At 69.2% G+C, this 15,561-nt stretch carries 14 protein-coding genes; 13 read left to right on the top strand and 1 reads right to left on the bottom strand.

The window, feature by feature from the left end:
* Positions 1-15 precede the first annotated feature (15 nt).
* From QM806_RS23985 to aroB, 10 genes are all read left to right on the top strand, one after another.
* Entirely contained in the window at positions 16-1,191 is a 1,176-nt protein-coding gene (locus tag QM806_RS23985) for a phosphotransferase family protein (protein WP_043793408.1), read from the top strand.
* A 54-nt stretch (positions 1,192-1,245) separates the two neighbouring features.
* The gene (locus QM806_RS23980; RefSeq protein ID WP_283293083.1) at positions 1,246-2,679 is read left to right on the top strand and encodes a replication-associated recombination protein A; all 1,434 of its coding nucleotides are present in this window, start codon (positions 1,246-1,248) and stop codon (positions 2,677-2,679) included.
* A gap of 122 nt (positions 2,680-2,801) precedes the next feature.
* A complete protein-coding gene (alaS, locus tag QM806_RS23975) occupies positions 2,802-5,474 on the top strand; it encodes an alanine--tRNA ligase (protein WP_005573023.1) in 2,673 nt (890 codons plus the stop codon).
* A 2-nt stretch (positions 5,475-5,476) separates the two neighbouring features.
* The gene (gene ruvX, locus QM806_RS23970; RefSeq protein WP_039950486.1) at positions 5,477-6,013 is read left to right on the top strand and encodes a Holliday junction resolvase RuvX; all 537 of its coding nucleotides are present in this window, start codon (positions 5,477-5,479) and stop codon (positions 6,011-6,013) included.
* Positions 6,010-7,719, top strand: a complete 1,710-nt coding sequence (locus QM806_RS23965; RefSeq protein WP_054248843.1) for an endolytic transglycosylase MltG — start codon at positions 6,010-6,012, stop codon at positions 7,717-7,719. Before ruvX ends, QM806_RS23965 begins: the two co-directional genes overlap by 4 nt.
* Entirely contained in the window at positions 7,709-8,536 is an 828-nt protein-coding gene (locus QM806_RS23960; protein WP_283293080.1) for a shikimate dehydrogenase, read from the top strand. The genes QM806_RS23965 and QM806_RS23960 overlap by 11 nt, the downstream gene beginning before the upstream one ends.
* Before the next feature lie 34 nt (positions 8,537-8,570).
* Positions 8,571-9,230 (top strand): prepilin peptidase, encoded by a 660-nt coding sequence (locus tag QM806_RS23955; RefSeq protein WP_064080204.1) that lies wholly within the window; start codon positions 8,571-8,573, stop codon positions 9,228-9,230.
* 75 nt (positions 9,231-9,305) lie between these two features.
* Complete coding sequence (aroC, locus tag QM806_RS23950; protein ID WP_005262318.1) at positions 9,306-10,493, top strand: chorismate synthase; 1,188 nt, start codon at positions 9,306-9,308, stop codon at positions 10,491-10,493.
* 38 nt (positions 10,494-10,531) lie between these two features.
* Positions 10,532-11,038, top strand: a complete 507-nt coding sequence (locus tag QM806_RS23945) for a shikimate kinase (protein ID WP_005241678.1) — start codon at positions 10,532-10,534, stop codon at positions 11,036-11,038.
* A gap of 94 nt (positions 11,039-11,132) precedes the next feature.
* Positions 11,133-12,245: a 3-dehydroquinate synthase gene (gene aroB, locus QM806_RS23940; protein ID WP_007295895.1), complete on the top strand. Its 1,113-nt coding sequence runs from the start codon at positions 11,133-11,135 to the stop codon at positions 12,243-12,245.
* 88 nt (positions 12,246-12,333) lie between these two features.
* On the opposite strand, the gene QM806_RS23935 is transcribed toward aroB, so the two are convergent.
* Positions 12,334-13,080 carry a B-4DMT family transporter gene (locus QM806_RS23935; protein ID WP_005572579.1) on the bottom strand — a complete coding sequence of 249 codons (747 nt, stop codon included), beginning with the start codon at positions 13,078-13,080 and terminating at the stop codon, positions 12,334-12,336.
* A 136-nt stretch (positions 13,081-13,216) separates the two neighbouring features.
* Between QM806_RS23935 and QM806_RS23930 the strand changes: the two genes are divergently transcribed.
* The 3 genes from QM806_RS23930 to nusB are packed head-to-tail and all read left to right on the top strand — an operon-like array spanning position 13,217 to position 15,428.
* Positions 13,217-14,320 carry a M24 family metallopeptidase gene (locus tag QM806_RS23930; protein ID WP_005572578.1) on the top strand — a complete coding sequence of 368 codons (1,104 nt, stop codon included), beginning with the start codon at positions 13,217-13,219 and terminating at the stop codon, positions 14,318-14,320.
* Between the two features lie 34 nt (positions 14,321-14,354).
* Positions 14,355-14,918, top strand: coding sequence for an elongation factor P (gene efp / locus QM806_RS23925; RefSeq protein ID WP_005241702.1), 564 nt, complete (start codon positions 14,355-14,357; stop codon positions 14,916-14,918).
* A complete protein-coding gene (gene nusB, locus QM806_RS23920) occupies positions 14,919-15,428 on the top strand; it encodes a transcription antitermination factor NusB (protein ID WP_005241711.1) in 510 nt (169 codons plus the stop codon).
* Positions 15,429-15,561: the final 133 nt, after the last annotated feature.

The raw sequence follows: 15,561 nt of genomic DNA, 5'->3' as shown, positions 1-15,561 counted from the left end.
GTAAGTTGGTCCGCGATGACTGCAATACTGGCAGACCCCGTTTCAGAGGTAGTTGCCGCAGCCGAGAAGCTGCTCACCCGTCGCACAGGGGCACCCGTGACACTGGTGGATCCCGTGGATCTCGGCGGTAGTGGCCGCACCATCGTGCTTCGTGTGCGCGTGGCGGAGAATCCGTTCTCCCTGCCGCGGACGTTGGTGATCAAGCAGGTCCGTGAGGAGTCCGGGGTGTCCGGCGCGCGGGCCGTCGATCCCGACGATCTCACCGGCGACAGCCGCAGCGCCTTCCTCCGGGAGGCCGTCTCGTACCAGTTCGCCACGGCGCTGGCGACGGACAGCCGCCCCGGAGCCGAACTGCTCGCCTCCGACCTCGACGCCCGGCTCCTCGTGCTCAGCGACCTCGGGGACGCCACCCCGATCAGCGCCCTCCTCGAGCACTCCGACTCCGACACCGTCACGAACACCTTGATGGCCATGGCCCAGGCACTTGGGCGCATGCACGCAGCCACCGTGGGCCGCGAGGAGGACTTCACCGCGCTGCTGCGCCGCGCCGAGGTGGCGCACTGCGACGACACCGTGGCCGAGCAGGTGGAGCGTGCGGTGCCCGCCGTGCCCGGCCTGCTGTCCGAGATCCTCCGCGTCGACGTCTCGCCGGATCTGACCGATCAGGTGGCGCGTGCCGCGAAGCTGTTCGAGAGCGGCCGGTTCCGGGCGTTCAGCCCGTCCGACCTGTGCCCGGACAACATCATCGTCAACGACGAGGGCGTGCGGTTCCTCGACTACGAGTGGGGCGGTTTCCGCGACGCCATGCTCGACATCGCGTACGCGTTGGTCTCGTTCCCCGGCTGCCTGTGCAGCATCGACCTGTCCGAGGACCGGACACAGGCGATGATCGAGGCCTGGCGCGCGGAGGTCGTGGGGATGTGGCCCGCGCTCGCCGACGACAACGTGCTCGCCGCCCGCATGGTCGAGGCGCAACTGATCTGGGTGTGGCTCAGCACCTACCTGTTCCTGCCGGAGAACCACACGCGGATCGCCGCCGTCCGCGAGCACCACCTGTCCGTGCCGCGGTCCGAGGCGCTGACCCAGCGCTGGGACAAGCTGGCGCGTTCGGCGGATCACGCCGGGAACACGGTGGTCGCCCACCATGCCCGCGTCATCGCCGACAAGATCCGGGGACTGTCCGTCGGCTGACCCGCGGTCCGGCCGGACTGGGTCGGACGGTGCGGTTCCAGTAGCGTCGAACTTGTGAGCGATCTTTTCGGTTCGGATGTCGGCGAGGACGAGGCGGCAGGCCTGTTCGAGACGGCGCAGCCCGACGAGGCGGCGGCCCCGCGATCGGTTCCCGGTCCGGTGTCGGTCGACCACCACGCACCGCTGGCCGTGCGCATGCGTCCCCGCACGCTCGGCGAGGTGGTCGGGCAGCAGCATCTCCTGGGCCCCGGTGCGCCGCTGCGACGCCTCGTGGAGGGGTCGGGGGCCGCGTCCGTCCTCCTGTACGGTCCGCCCGGCACGGGCAAGACCACGCTGGCGTCGCTGATCTCGGGGGCCACCGGCCGCCGCTTCGAGGCGCTGTCCGCGCTGTCCGCCGGGGTGAAGGAAGTGCGCGGCGTCATCGAACTGGCCCGCCGCCGCCTCCTCGCGGGCGAGCAGACGGTGCTGTTCATCGACGAGGTGCACCGCTTCTCCAAGACCCAGCAGGACGCCCTGCTGGCGGCGGTGGAGAACCGGATAGTGCTGCTCGTGGCCGCCACCACCGAAAACCCCTCGTTCTCCGTGGTGTCCCCGCTGCTGTCCCGCTCGCTCGTCCTGCAACTGCAGTCGCTGACGGCGGACGACATCGAGAACCTCCTGGAGCGGGCCCGCACCGACGAGCGGGGTCTCGGCGGGGAGATCGAGATCGCGGGTGACGCGATGGATCATCTGGTGCGCCTCGCGGCCGGCGACGCCCGCCGGGCGCTCACCGCGCTCGAGGCGGCGGCGGGTGCTGCGCTCGACCAGGCCGGTGACGCGGACCGTCCGGTGCTGCTGGACCTCGCGACCGTGGAGGCGAGCGTCGACAAGGCGGCCGTCCGCTACGACCGCGACGGCGATCAGCACTACGACGTGATCAGCGCGTTCATCAAGTCGATCCGCGGCTCGGACGTCGACGCCGCCCTGCACTACCTGGCGCGGATGCTGACCGCGGGCGAGGACCCCCGCTTCATCGCGAGGCGCTTGGTGGTCCATGCCAGCGAGGACATCGGGATGGCCGACCCCACCGCGTTGCAGACGGCGACCGCCGCGGCGCAGGCGGTGCAGCTGATCGGTATGCCCGAGGCCCGCCTGGCCCTCGCGCAGGCCACGATCCACCTCGCGACCGCTCCCAAATCGGGGGCCGTCATCGCCGCGCTCGGCGCCGCGATGGCGGACGTCGCCGCCGGAAACGCCGGACTCGTCCCGCCGCATCTGCGCGACGGCCACTACGCGGGGGCGGCGAAACTCGGCAACGCCGTCGGGTACCGCTATCCCCACGACCACCCCGACGGGGTACTGGCGCAGCAGTATCCGCCGGACGAGCTGGTCGGTGTCGACTACTACCAGCCCACCACTCACGGCGGTGAGCGGGACATCGCGGGGCGCGTGGACAAGTTGCGCGCCATCGTCCGCGGCACGAACCGTCAGGGTGGCCGGTTAAGCTGAATGTGGCCGAACCGCCGGGTGTGCCCGGCTGCCCGGCGACCGCACCCCAGCGGCTGGACCCCGGTTCGACCCTGTAGTTCGACCCATCGTTGCCCTCGAGACAGACAATAAGGATCACTGACGTGCAGACCCACGAGATTCGCCGGCGCTTCCTCGACCATTTCGTCAAGGCAGGCCACACCGAGGTACCCAGCGCCTCGCTGATTCTCGACGATCCGAACCTGCTGTTCGTCAACGCCGGGATGGTGCAGTTCGTGCCGTTCTTCCTCGGCCAGCAGACGCCGCCGTACCCGAGGGCGACCAGTGTCCAGAAGTGTGTGCGCACCCTCGACATCGAGAATGTGGGCATCACCACACGGCACAACACGTTCTTCCAGATGGCAGGCAACTTCTCGTTCGGCGACTACTTCAAGCGCGACGCGATCAAGCACGCGTGGTCGCTGCTGACCTCGAGCGTCGCCGACGGGGGTTACGGCTTCGATCCCGAGCGCATCTGGGTGACGGTCTACCTCGACGACGACGAGGCCCGCGACATCTGGCGCGACGAGGTCGGCGTTCCCGAATCGCGAATCCAGCGCCGCGGCATGGCCGACAACTACTGGTCCATGGGCATTCCCGGCCCCTGCGGCCCGTGCTCGGAGATCTACTACGACCGCGGCCCCGAGTACGGCAAGGAAGGCGGCCCGGAGGCCGACGAGGACCGCTACATCGAGATCTGGAATCTCGTGTTCATGCAGAACGAGCGTGGCCTCGGCATCAGCAAGGACAACTTCGAGATCCTCGGCCCGCTGCCGAAGCAGAACATCGACACCGGCATGGGCGTCGAACGCGTCGCGTTCCTGCTCCAGGGCGTCGACAACGTGTACGAGACCGACCTCGTGCGCCCGGTCATCGCGAAGGCCGAGGAACTGTCGGGCCGCAAGTACGGCGCCGTCCACGACGACGACGTGCGCTTCCGGGTCATCGCCGACCACGCGCGCACCGCCGCGATGCTCATCGCCGACGGCGTGAACCCCGGCAACGACGGGCGCGGCTACGTCCTGCGCCGCCTGCTGCGGCGCATCGTCCGGTCCGCGAAGCTGCTCGGCGCCGACAAGCCCAGCATGCGTGAGTTCATCACCGTCGTCCGCGACACGATGGCACCGTCGTACCCCGTCCTCGACACCGACTTCGGCCGCATCGAGACGGTCGCGGTGGGGGAGGAGACCGCGTTCCTCAAGACCCTCACGTCCGGCTCGAAGCTGTTCGAAGGCGCCGCCGAGTCGGTGAAGGCGTCCGGCAAGTCGACGATCGGCGGCGACCAGGCGTTCGCGCTCCACGACACGTACGGTTTCCCGATCGACCTGACCCTGGAGATGGCCGCCGAAGCCGGCCTGACCGTCGACGAGGAGGGCTTCCGCACGCTGATGGCGGAACAGCGGCAGCGCGCGAAGGACGACGCCCAGGCCCGTAAGCACGCGCACGCCGACCTGACCGTCTACAAGGAACTCCTCGACCGCGGACCCACCGAGTTCACCGGATTCCACGAATTGGTCTCCGAGGCACACGTTCTCGCGCTGATCTCGCAGGGGCAGCGGGTCCCCGTCGCGACGGCCGGCCAGGACGTCGAGGTCATCCTCGACCGCAGCCCCCTGTACGCGGAGGCGGGTGGACAGATCGCCGACCTCGGTACCCTCACCGGCCCGGGACTGCGGGTGAAGGTCAACGATGTCCAGAAGATCGCCAAGAAGCTGTGGGTCCACAAGGTGACCGTGCAGGAGGGTCAGCTCACCGAGGGCGACGTCGTGCTCGCGCAGGTCGACGCCGCGTGGCGCAAGGGTGCCACCCAGGGGCACTCCGGCACGCACATGGTGCACGCCGCGCTGCGACAGGTCCTCGGCCCCAACGCGGTTCAGGCCGGCTCGCTGAACAAGCCGGGCTACCTGCGTTTCGACTTCTCCTGGCAGGGCGCGCTGACGGAAGCGCAGAAGCAGGACATCGAGGTCGTCGCGAACGAGGCGGTGGCCGCCGACTACTCGGTGAACACATTCGTCACCGACCTCGACAAGGCGAAGTCGATGGGCGCGATGGCGCTGTTCGGCGAGAACTACGGCGACGAGGTGCGGGTAGTCGAGATCGGCGGACCGTTCTCGATGGAGCTGTGTGGTGGAACTCACGTGGGCAGCTCCTCGCAGATCGGCAACGTCACACTGCTCGGTGAGCAGTCCGTCGGTTCCGGTGTGCGCCGCGTCGAGGCCTACGTCGGGCTCGATTCGTACCGTTACCTGGCCAAGGAGCGCGCGCTCCTCGCCGGTCTGTCGTCGTCGCTGAAGGTGCCCTCGGAAGAAGTGCCTGCCCGCGTCGAGGCGCTGGTGGAGCGACTTCGGGTGGCGGAGAAGGAACTCGAGCAGACCCGTGCGCAGGCGGTTCTCGCCGCGGCGGGCACGTTCGTCGACAAGGCGCAGCGGGTCGGGCCGGTGCTGCTGGTCGCGGACTCCGCCCCGGCCGGTGTCGGCGGCAACGACCTGCGTGGGCTCGTCACAGACATCCGCGGCCGGTTCGGCACCCAGCCCGCCGTGGTCGTGCTGCTCGGCGACGTCGACGGCAAGGTTCCGTTCGTGGTGGCCGTGAACAAGGCGGCTCAGGAACTCGGCGTGGCGGCCGGCGACCTCGTGAAGGGATTCGGTCCGAAGATCGGCGGCCGCGGAGGCGGAAAGGCCGACATGGCACAGGGTTCCGGTTCCGACACCAGCGGAATTGCGGCCGCCCTCGACGCTGTCCGGGGACAAGTGGCGGACAAGGTGGGGAGCCAGTAGCGGTGGATCACGCGGAACAGGGTCCGGATCGACCGGGAGTCGACGACCCTGGGCGTGGTCGGCGCATCGGCATCGATGTGGGCAGCGTCCGGATCGGCGTCGCGTCGAGCGACCCCGACGGGATCCTCGCCACCCCCGTGGAGACGGTGCCCCGGTCCAAGGAGCGGGGACCCGACGCGCCGGATATCCGGCGCATTGCCGACATTGTCGAGGAATACGAGGCCGTGGAGGTTATCGTCGGTCTGCCGCAGACCTTGCGGGGTGAACGGGGGAAGGCCGCCTCGATCGCTACTGTGTTCGCGAAGCGATTGCGAAGGAAGGTCGACCCGGTACCGGTGCGGATGGCGGACGAACGTCTGACGACCGTCACTGCCGCGCGGGCGCTTCGCGAGAGCGGTGTCAGTGCGAGGGGCCAGCGTCCTGTGATCGACCAGGCTGCGGCGGTGGCGATCTTGCAGGGATGGTTGGACGAGCGGAGCAGGTCGGTGAATGCAGGGGATTCAGGTGGGGACGTGCAGCTACCGGAGGGAGGCCAGTGAGCAATCATCGGCGACCCGTAGGTGAGCGACCCGAATTCCAGTACGTCCCCCGCGAACCCCGACGGCACCGCTACCTCGACGAGGACGACGACCAGGTCGACTACGCGCCGCCCGCCGAGGACGACGACGTCGTCACCACGGGGCGCCACGCGGTGGTGTACGACGACCGTCACGTCGACGAACCCCACGCCGACTACACGGAACCGGTGTACGAGCAGTCCGCGTACGAGAACCCGGTATACGAGCAGCCGTTCGATCCCGAGCCCGTCTACGAGGACGGATACGGTCCCCGTTCGTACGGCGACGCCCACGCCTACCGGGCACCGGCAGTCGACGACCGCGCGTACGACGAGCCCGCCTACGCCGACGAGCCGGTGCATGTCGACGAGCAGTACGAGGCCCACACCTATCCCGACGACCGCTACGACACACCGCCCGACGAGCCCGATGTCGCGTTCGCGGAGGCCGAGACGCAGATAATCTCGGCGATCCCCGAGGAGATCCCACCGACGCGCGCCCACGCCCGCACGCAGGCCCGCCGCCGCAAACAGGCCAAGGGCCGCGCACGCCGAGGAAAACTGTTCGGCGCCCTCGCGGCCGCGACGGTCCTGATAGTGCTGGTCGGCATCGTGTTCGTCGGCGGCAAGATGTTCTTCGGCGGTCCCGACGCCCCCGCGGACTACGCGGGTCCGGGTGGTCCCGAAGTGGTCGTGCAGGTCCATCCGGGCGACACCGCCGAGGAGATCGCCTCCACTCTGGCCGAGCGGGACGTCGTCGCCAGCGGATCAGCCTTCTTCAACGCCGCAGTCCAGAGCAACGCGATGAACTCGGTGCAACCCGGCTTCTACAGCCTCTCGACCCAGATCCCGGCAGATGATGCCGTGCAAGAACTGGTCGACCCTGCCTCCCGCGTCGGGCAGATGATCATCTCCGAGGGCAGGCAACTCCACGACACCACCGATGTGCAGACGGGGGCCAAGAAGAAGGGGATCTACACCCTGATCTCCGAGGCTAGTTGCATCGGTGAGGCCGGCCAGGAGCAGTGCATCGGTTACGACGACCTCAACGCCGCCGGTGCGGGCGACCTGTCCGCGCTCGGGGTTCCCGACTGGGCGAAGGACGCGGTCGCCGGTGTTCCGGACCGCGATCGTCAGCTCGAGGGACTGATCGCCGCGGGCAGCTGGGATTTCGATCCGACCGCCGGCCCCGCCGCCATACTCCAGAGGCTGGTCACCGAGAGTTCCGCGAGCTACGAGAAGACCGGCATCCTCACCGCGGGCAACCAGGTCGGCCTCACGCCGTACAAGATGCTGATCGCGGCGTCACTGGTGGAGCGGGAGGCGATGCCGGACGACTTCTCGAAGGTCGCTCGCGTCATCCTCAACCGGCTCGCCGTCAACCAGGCGCTGCAGTTCGACTCGACGGTCAACTACGCGCTCGACACCACCGAACTGGCCACCACCGACGCCGACCGCGCACAGGTGACACCCTGGAACACGTACGCCAGCCCCGGGCTGCCCGCGACGCCGATCTCCTCGCCGAGCATCGGAGCGTTGCAGGCCGTCGAACAACCGGCGCCGGGCGACTGGATCTACTTCGTGACGGTCGATTCGAAGGGCACGACCCTGTTCACGAAGAGTTACGACGAACACCTGGCCAACATCGACCAGGCCCTGAACAACGGGATTCTCAACAGTGGACGATGAAGTGGTGACCGCACGCAAAGCTGCGGTGCTGGGCAGCCCGATCGCGCATTCGCGCTCGCCGCAACTGCACCTCGCGGCGTACCGGGCGCTCGGTCTCACCGGGTGGACGTACGACCGGATCGAGTGCGACGGGGAGCGGCTGCCCAGCCTGGTGTCCGGGCTCGGCCCGGAATGGGTCGGTCTGTCCGTCACGATGCCGGGCAAGATCGCCGCACTCGAATTCGCGTCCGAGCGCACCGAACGGGCGGTGGCGATCGGCTCGGCGAACACCCTCGTCCGTTTCGAGGGTGGCTGGCGTGCCGACTGCACCGATGTCGACGGGGTCAGCGGTGCGCTCACCGCGGGTGGTGTCGGAACCATCGCGGGCGGCGAGGCGGTCGTCGTCGGCGCCGGGGGAACGGCGAGGCCCGCGCTCGTGGCGCTCGCCGACATGGGCGTGAAATCGGTGACCGTGGTGGCACGGGACGCGGGTCGCGCGGCAGGTGCACTGGGGTGCGCGGAATCGGTGGGGCTCGACGTCCGGTTGCTCGGCTTCGACAGCCCGGAACTCGGTGCCCGGTGCGCGGCGGCGTCCGCGCTCGTCAGCACCGTTCCGTCCGCCGCGATCACCGAGTACGCGGACATTCTCGGGCGGGCGCCGTTCGTGCTCGACGCGATCTACGACCCGTGGCCGACCCCGCTGGCCGCGGCGGTCGAGGCGGCCGGGGGAACCGTCGTCGGCGGGCTCTCGATGCTCCTGCACCAGGCGTTCGGGCAGGTGGAGCAGTTTACCGGTCGCCCGGCGCCCCGCGAGGCGATGGCAGCCGCTCTGGGCTAGTTGTCCACAGGCCGGACCGCCGTCCACAGGTCGGTTGTCGTGCCAGGTCACGGTGATCGACACCGTGACCCGGTCACGCATGCTGCTCGGTATGTGGTGGCTGATCGCGGCGAGTGTGGTGGCAGGTGCGGGTGTGGGATGGGCAGCCCGGTTGACGTCCGGCCTGTTCGTGGGAAGGGTGCGGCCGGGCTGGTGCGAGGCGGTGTGCGCCGTCGGCGTCGCCGTCACGGTGTGGGCCTGCTCCGCCGCATCCGCCCCGTGGGTGCTGCCGTGTGCGCTGGCGTTCTGGTGGTGGTGTGTGAGTCTCGCCGCCACCGACCTGTGTGCGCGGAGGCTGCCGAACCTACTGACCCTGCCCGGATTCCTCGCGATCGTCGTCGGCGGTGCCGCGACCGGATCCGCGGCCGCCGCCGTGATCGGCGGGTTCCTGCTGGCGGCCGCGTATCTCGCCCTGTACCTGGGCGCACCTGGTGCGGTCGGTGCGGGTGACGTGAAACTCGCACTCGGAGTCGGCGCGGCCGCCGGGCTGGCCGGGGGAGAGGCCTGGGTGCTCGCGGCCGGGCTCGCGCCGGCGCTCACAGCGCTGGCGGGCGGCATCGTCCTCGCCGTCCGGCGTTCGCCGTCGCCGCTCCCGCACGGCCCCGCCATGTGTGCCGCGACACTGGTTGCGCTGTTCGCCGCGCACGTCGCCTGAGCGGGTCCGCGCCCGGCACGCGGTTGGGAGGACCACCGTCACTGCCGGGCGCGGCGACATGGAAGGATATTGGGCGTGCTGCGCTGGATAACTGCCGGAGAATCCCATGGTCCCGCCCTCGTCGCGATGCTCGAGGGGATGGTCGCGGGCGTCGAAGTGACGTCCGAGGACATCTCGACCCAACTCGCGCGACGCCGCCTCGGCTACGGCCGCGGTGCGCGGATGAAGTTCGAGGCCGACAAGGTCACCATCGTCGGTGGTGTGCGCCACGGGCGGACGCTCGGCGGTCCGATCGCCGTCGAGGTGGGCAATACGGAGTGGCCCAAGTGGGAAACCATCATGTCCGCGGACCCGGTGGACGCCGAACTGCTCGCCGATCAGGCGCGGAATGCGCCGCTCACCCGTCCGCGCCCCGGTCACGCCGACTACTCGGGCATGCTCAAGTACGGATTCGACGACGCCCGCCCGGTTCTCGAACGCGCGAGTGCACGCGAGACCGCGGCCCGGGTCGCGGCCGCGACGTTCGCCCGTAGCTTCCTCCGCCAGGTGTTCGGCGTCGAGGTGCTGTCCCACGTGATCTCCATCGGCGCGTCCGACCCGTACGTCGGCCCCGAACCCACCGGGTCGGATCTGGCGGCGATCGATGCCAGCCCGGTACGCGCCTTCGACAAGGCCGCCGAGGAATCGATGATCGCCGAGATCGAAGCCGCCAAGCGTGACGGCGACACCCTCGGCGGGGTCGTCGAGGTCGTCATCCACGGCCTCCCCGTGGGTCTCGGATCGTTCATCAGCGGCGCGGACCGCCTCGACGCCCGTCTCGCGTCCGCTCTGATGGGAATCCAGGCCATCAAGGGTGTCGAGGTCGGCGACGGCTTCGAGACCGCGCGCCGTCGCGGCAGCCAGGCGCACGACGAGATGCGTCCGGGCCCGGACGGAATCCTGCGTTCGACCAACCGCGCGGGCGGTCTCGAGGGCGGCATGACCAACGGGGAGGCGCTCCGCGTTCGCGCGGCGATGAAGCCGATCTCGACCGTCCCGCGCGCACTGGCCACCGTCGACATGTCGACCGGTGAGGAAGCCGTGGCCATTCACCAGCGGTCCGACGTGTGCGCGGTGCCCGCCGCCGGTGTCGTGGCCGAGGCGATGGTCGCGTTGGTCGTCGCCCAGGCGGCACTCGAGAAGTTCGGGGGCGACTCGGTTGCCGAGACGACCGCCAACTACGAGCGTTACGCGTCGGGCGTCGCAGCTCGGCTCGCGCGATGACCAGCCGGTCTGCCGTCGCGTCGGGGCGGTGACGGATGATGGCACCGAAAGCCGTGCTCGTCGGCCCCCCGGGGGCGGGTAAGTCCACGATCGGGCGGCGCCTCGCGCAGGCCCTGGACCTTCCGTTGTTCGACACCGACGTGGCGGTCGAGGAAGAGGCGGGACGCACGATCGCCGAGATCTTCGTCCAGGAGGGCGAACCCGCCTTCCGTGCGCTTGAGGAAGAGATCGTCCGGAAGGCCATCGAGAGCCACGAGGGGATCGTGTCGCTCGGCGGTGGATCCATCCTCTCCGAGCGCACCCGGGAATTGCTGAAGGGCCACACCGTGATCTATCTCGAGATCAGCGTGGCCGAGGGGCTCAAGCGCACGGGGACCAACACCGCGCGCCCCCTTCTCGCCGGTGGCGACCCCCGCCAGAAGTACACCGAGTTGATGCGCAAGCGCCGACCGCTGTACCGGCAGGTGGCGTCCATCCGGATACGCACGGACGGTCGGAGCCCCGCCCGTGTGGTGCAGCAGCTGGTGGCGAAACTCGCCGAGTGATCGGCGACCCCGGCGGAGTCGCCGAGTGATGGGCGACCCCGGCGGAACAGAGACATCCGAGAATCTCGGACAAGACGGAGCGGAGCAGCAGACAGTGACCGAACCGGTACGCGTACAGGTGCAGACGGCGAACCCCTACCCGGTCATCATCGGGCGCGGATTGCTCGGCGAGCTGGTGGACGAACTCACCGGCACGAGGACGGTGGCGATCTTCCATCAGCCGCCGCTGGCGGAGACGGCGGAGGCGGTGCGCGCGGCGCTCGCCGAAAAGGGAATCGATGCGCACCGCATCGAGATTCCGGACGCGGAGGACGGCAAGGATCTGGCTGTGGCCGGCTTCTGCTGGGAGGTCCTCGGCCGGATCGGGCTGACCCGCAGCGACGCCGTGGTCAGCCTGGGCGGCGGCGCGGCCACCGACCTCGCCGGGTTCGTCGCGGCGACGTGGATGCGCGGTGTGCGCGTGATCCACGTGCCCACGACGTTGCTCGCGATGGTGGATGCGGCGGTCGGCGGCAAGACCGGCATCAACACCGAGGCCGGCAAGAACCTGGTGGGTTCCTTCCACGAGCCGTCGGCGGTGCTGATCGACCTGGCGACGCTCGAGACGGTGCCCCGCAACGAGATCGTCGCCGGGATGGCGGAGGTCGTGAAGACCGGCTTCATCGCCGACCCGGTGATCCTGGATCTCATCGAGAAGGACCCCGAAGCCGCTCTCGACCCCACGGGAACCGTTCTGCCCGAACTGATCCGGCGGTCCGTGGAGGTCAAGGCCAAGGTCGTTGCCGCCGATCTGCGCGAGTCCGATCTGCGCGAGATCCTCAACTACGGGCACACCCTCGGGCATGCGATCGAGCGGCGTGAGCGCTACCGCTGGCGCCACGGTGCGGCGGTCGCCGTCGGGCTCGTCTTCGCGGCCGAGCTGGGGCGTCTGGCGGGACGACTGGACGACGCGACGGCGGATCGGCACCGCACCATCCTGGAACTGGTGGGTCTGCCCACCACGTACGACGCGGACGCGTTCGGCCAGTTGGTCGAGGGAATGCAGACCGACAAGAAGAACCGGGCGGGCGTCCTGCGGTTCGTCGTGCTCGACGGGCTCGCGAAGCCCGGACGGCTCGAGGGTCCGGATCCGTCTCTACTCGTGGCCGCGTACTCCGCGGTGGCGCGGGAGGAGAAGCCGGGCACCGGCGGTGGCGTCCTGCTGTGACGTAGCGGCACGAAAGCGAGAGGCGGCGGTGTGAGCGAGTGCGCTCACACCGCCGCGTCGTCTGTCGGTGTGGTGAAGCCGAGGGCTGTTACTCGCCGCGGCGAGGGTCGTCGGTGGTGCGCTTCCCGAGGTCGACAGGATCCTGCCACCCGGTGTCCCCGCCCTGCGGCTGATCGAGGTCGGACGTGTCCTCGCGGTAGTTGTGCACCGGTTCGAACACGGCCGTGTCGGCGTCGGACCCGGCGTAACCGGTGTCCGCGGTCTGCTCGTAGGCCTGGCCGGGGTAGTTCTGTCCGTAGCCCTCGTCGTCGGCGACGGCTGCTGCTGCGGTTCCCCCCGCTGCGGCCCCTGCGGCCGTTCCGGCACCGTGCACCGCCGGCCGACGTTCGCTGCGGTCCTTCTCCGTCTTCCTGGACTCGCGGCTGACGAAGAACCGGCCGAGGAACACGGCGAGCATGGCCGGCACGAAGATCAGCAGGACCGTGAACGCGGCCCCGGACGTGATCTCGAAGAAGAACGAGTTCTGGGTGACGTTGAGGGACGGAATCAGGTTGGCCAGCCAGCTCCCTACACCCGCGACGATGCCGCCGAGCAGGGCCGCTTTCAACCACAGCATCGTCAGGTCGGCGCCGTCCTCCGGCTCGGGGTTCCGGCGACGGTCCCGGATGCCGTCGATGCCGGCCCAGATCAGTGCCACGAACACGACGATCAGCAGTGCGAGCCATCTCAGAGCGGAACCCTGGAGGGGCCACTGTGTGATCGACACACCGAGGATCACACGAACGAAAACATGTATCAGGGCCATGCCGAGGCCGCGTACCACCCACGCATTCATGGGCACAGCGTAACGAGCGGGTTTTCACCCGTGTGGTCTAACCCACACGGGCGCGCTCTGGAACCTGTTCTCGCCACTGGACGGGTGCCGTCGATCCGCGCCCTCCGGGTGGCGATTTGCCGGTACGTTTGACGACATGCCTGCTGATCATGGTTCGCGGCGCGCAGCGCTGCGCGCGGCCCTCGCCGCCCGGGATCTCGACGCGCTTCTGGTGACGAATCTGGTGAACATCCGCTATCTCACCGGGTTCACCGGGTCCAACGCCGCCCTGCTCGTGCATGCCGCCGACGCCGAGGGCGCCGAGGAGCGCACCGTCATCTGCACCGACGGCCGCTATCTCACGCAGGTCGGGGAACAGGTTCCCGATCTGCGGGCCGAGATCGCCCGCGCCAGCGCCGCGCACCTCATCGAATCGGTGGGGCGGCGGAGTCCGTCCTCGCTGGCGTTCGAGAGTCACGTGGTCACGGTGGACGAGTTCGCGGCCTGGTCGGTGCTCGCGCCGGACGCGCGGCTCGATCCCGTTCCGGGTCTCGTCGAGGAACTGCGGATGGTGAAGGACGATTTCGAGGTCGGTTTGCTGCGGGCGGCGTGCCTGGCCGCCGACTCCGCGCTCGCCGAGCTGATCGAGCGTGGGGGCCTGCGCCCCGGGCGTACCGAGAAGGAGGTGGGCCGGGAACTCGAGGCGCTGATGCTCGCGCACGGTGCCGACGGCATCTCGTTCGAGACCATCGTCGCGGCGGGCGCCAACTCGGCGATCCCGCACCATCGCCCGACCGAGGCGGTGCTCGCCGGCGGTGATTTCGTGAAGCTGGACTTCGGTGCCGAGGTCGGCGGGTACCACTCGGACATGACCAGAACGTATGTCCTGGGGCAGGCCGCCGACTGGCAACGGGACGTGTATGCGCTGGTCGCGCGGTCGCAGGAGGCTGGACGGCACGCGCTGCGCCCGGGGGCGGAGGTGTCCGCCGTGGACGGTGCTGCCCGCCGGGTCATCGAGGACGCGGGCTACGGGGAACTGTTCCTGCACGGGCTCGGACACGGCGTCGGCCTGGAGATCCACGAAGCTCCGGGAATCGGCAAGCTGGGCACCGGTACACTTCTGGACGGTGCGGCGGTGACCGTCGAGCCGGGCGTGTACTTCTCCGGGCGCGGAGGCGTGCGGATCGAGGACACGCTCGTGGTTCGTGAGCAGGGACCGGAGCTGCTCACACTCACCACCAAAGACCTGACTGTCGTGTAGACGGTTTCGACCTTATCGAGGAGACGCGAAGCAAGTGGCTTCCACTAGTGATTTCAAGAACGGCCTGGTCCTGCAGATCGAGGGCCAGCTGTGGACGATTACCGAGTTCCAGCACGTGAAGCCCGGCAAGGGTCCCGCGTTCGTGCGCACCAAGTTGAAGAACGTGCTCTCGGGCAAGGTCGTCGACAAGACGTTCAACGCCGGCGTCAAGGTGGACACGGCCACGGTCGACCGCCGCGACATGACGTACCTGTACCACGACGGCACCGACTACATCTTCATGGACGGCGACACGTACGACCAGATCTCGATCAGCGAGGCCACGGTCGGCGACGGTGCCCGCTTCATGCTCGAGAACATGGCCGTGCAGGTTGCGACGCACGAAGACGTTCCGCTGTTCGTGGAACTGCCCGTCACCGTCGAACTGGTGGTCCAGCACACCGATCCCGGTCTGCAGGGCGACCGCTCCACCGGCGGCACCAAGCCGGCCACCCTCGAGACCGGAGCCGAGATCAACGTTCCGCTGTTCATCAACACCGGCGACAAGCTGAAGGTCGACTCCCGCGACGGCAACTACCTCGGGCGTGTGAATTCCTGAGTGTCCGGTACGCATAAGAAACTCGGCGCACGGCACAAGGCCCGCAAGCGCGCCGTCGATTTCCTCTTCGAGGCCGAGGCGCGAGATCTCGATCCGGTCGATCTCGCGACCGAACGCGCGGACCTGTCCGGTAAGGACGATTCCGTGGCACCGGTCGCTCCGTACACCGTCACCGTGGTGACCGGGGTCGCGGAGAACCTGGACCGCATCGACGAGGTGATCTCGTCCCACCTGCAGGACTGGACGCTCGAGCGGCTGCCCGCCGTCGACCGCGCCATCCTGCGCATCGCCGTGTGGGAGCTGTTCCACGCCACCGACGTGCCTCCGGTCGTGGCCGTGGACGAGGCGGTGGAGCTGGCCAAACAGCTGTCCACCGACGAGTCGCCGGGGTTCGTGAACGGCATCCTCGGTCAGGTCGTGCTGGTGGCCCCGCAGGTGCGGTCGGCTGCGGCCGCGACGTCGCGGCGCGCCGAGACCGCCGGCGGCGAGTCGACCGACGCAGGCTCGTAAGTTCGTGTCCCGCTGCGGGCCCGCGACCACGGGCCCGCAGGTCAGGGGTCCGGGCCTGGCGCAGTCGACGCGCTGATAAGCTGTCCGCGTCAGGCATCCTTTAACGATCCGTCCAGTGAGGCGGAGAAGGAGG

Source organism: Rhodococcus sp. IEGM 1351 (assembly GCF_030056875.1).
GTDB classification, from domain to species: Bacteria; Actinomycetota; Actinomycetes; order Mycobacteriales; family Mycobacteriaceae; genus Rhodococcus_F; species Rhodococcus_F opacus.
This window is presented reverse-complemented; position numbering and strand designations above follow the sequence as displayed.

What these genes read in the sequence shown, in the direction of transcription:
- QM806_RS23985 (WP_043793408.1), top strand. Translation starts at nt 16, where the DNA reads ATGACTGCAATACTGGCAGACCCCGTTTCAGAGGTAGTTGCCGCAGCC.
- QM806_RS23945 (WP_005241678.1), top strand. Translation starts at nt 10,532, where the DNA reads ATGGCACCGAAAGCCGTGCTCGTCGGCCCCCCGGGGGCGGGTAAGTCC.
- QM806_RS23935 (WP_005572579.1), bottom strand. Translation starts at nt 13,080, where the DNA reads ATGAATGCGTGGGTGGTACGCGGCCTCGGCATGGCCCTGATACATGTT.
- QM806_RS23930 (WP_005572578.1), top strand. Translation starts at nt 13,217, where the DNA reads ATGCCTGCTGATCATGGTTCGCGGCGCGCAGCGCTGCGCGCGGCCCTC.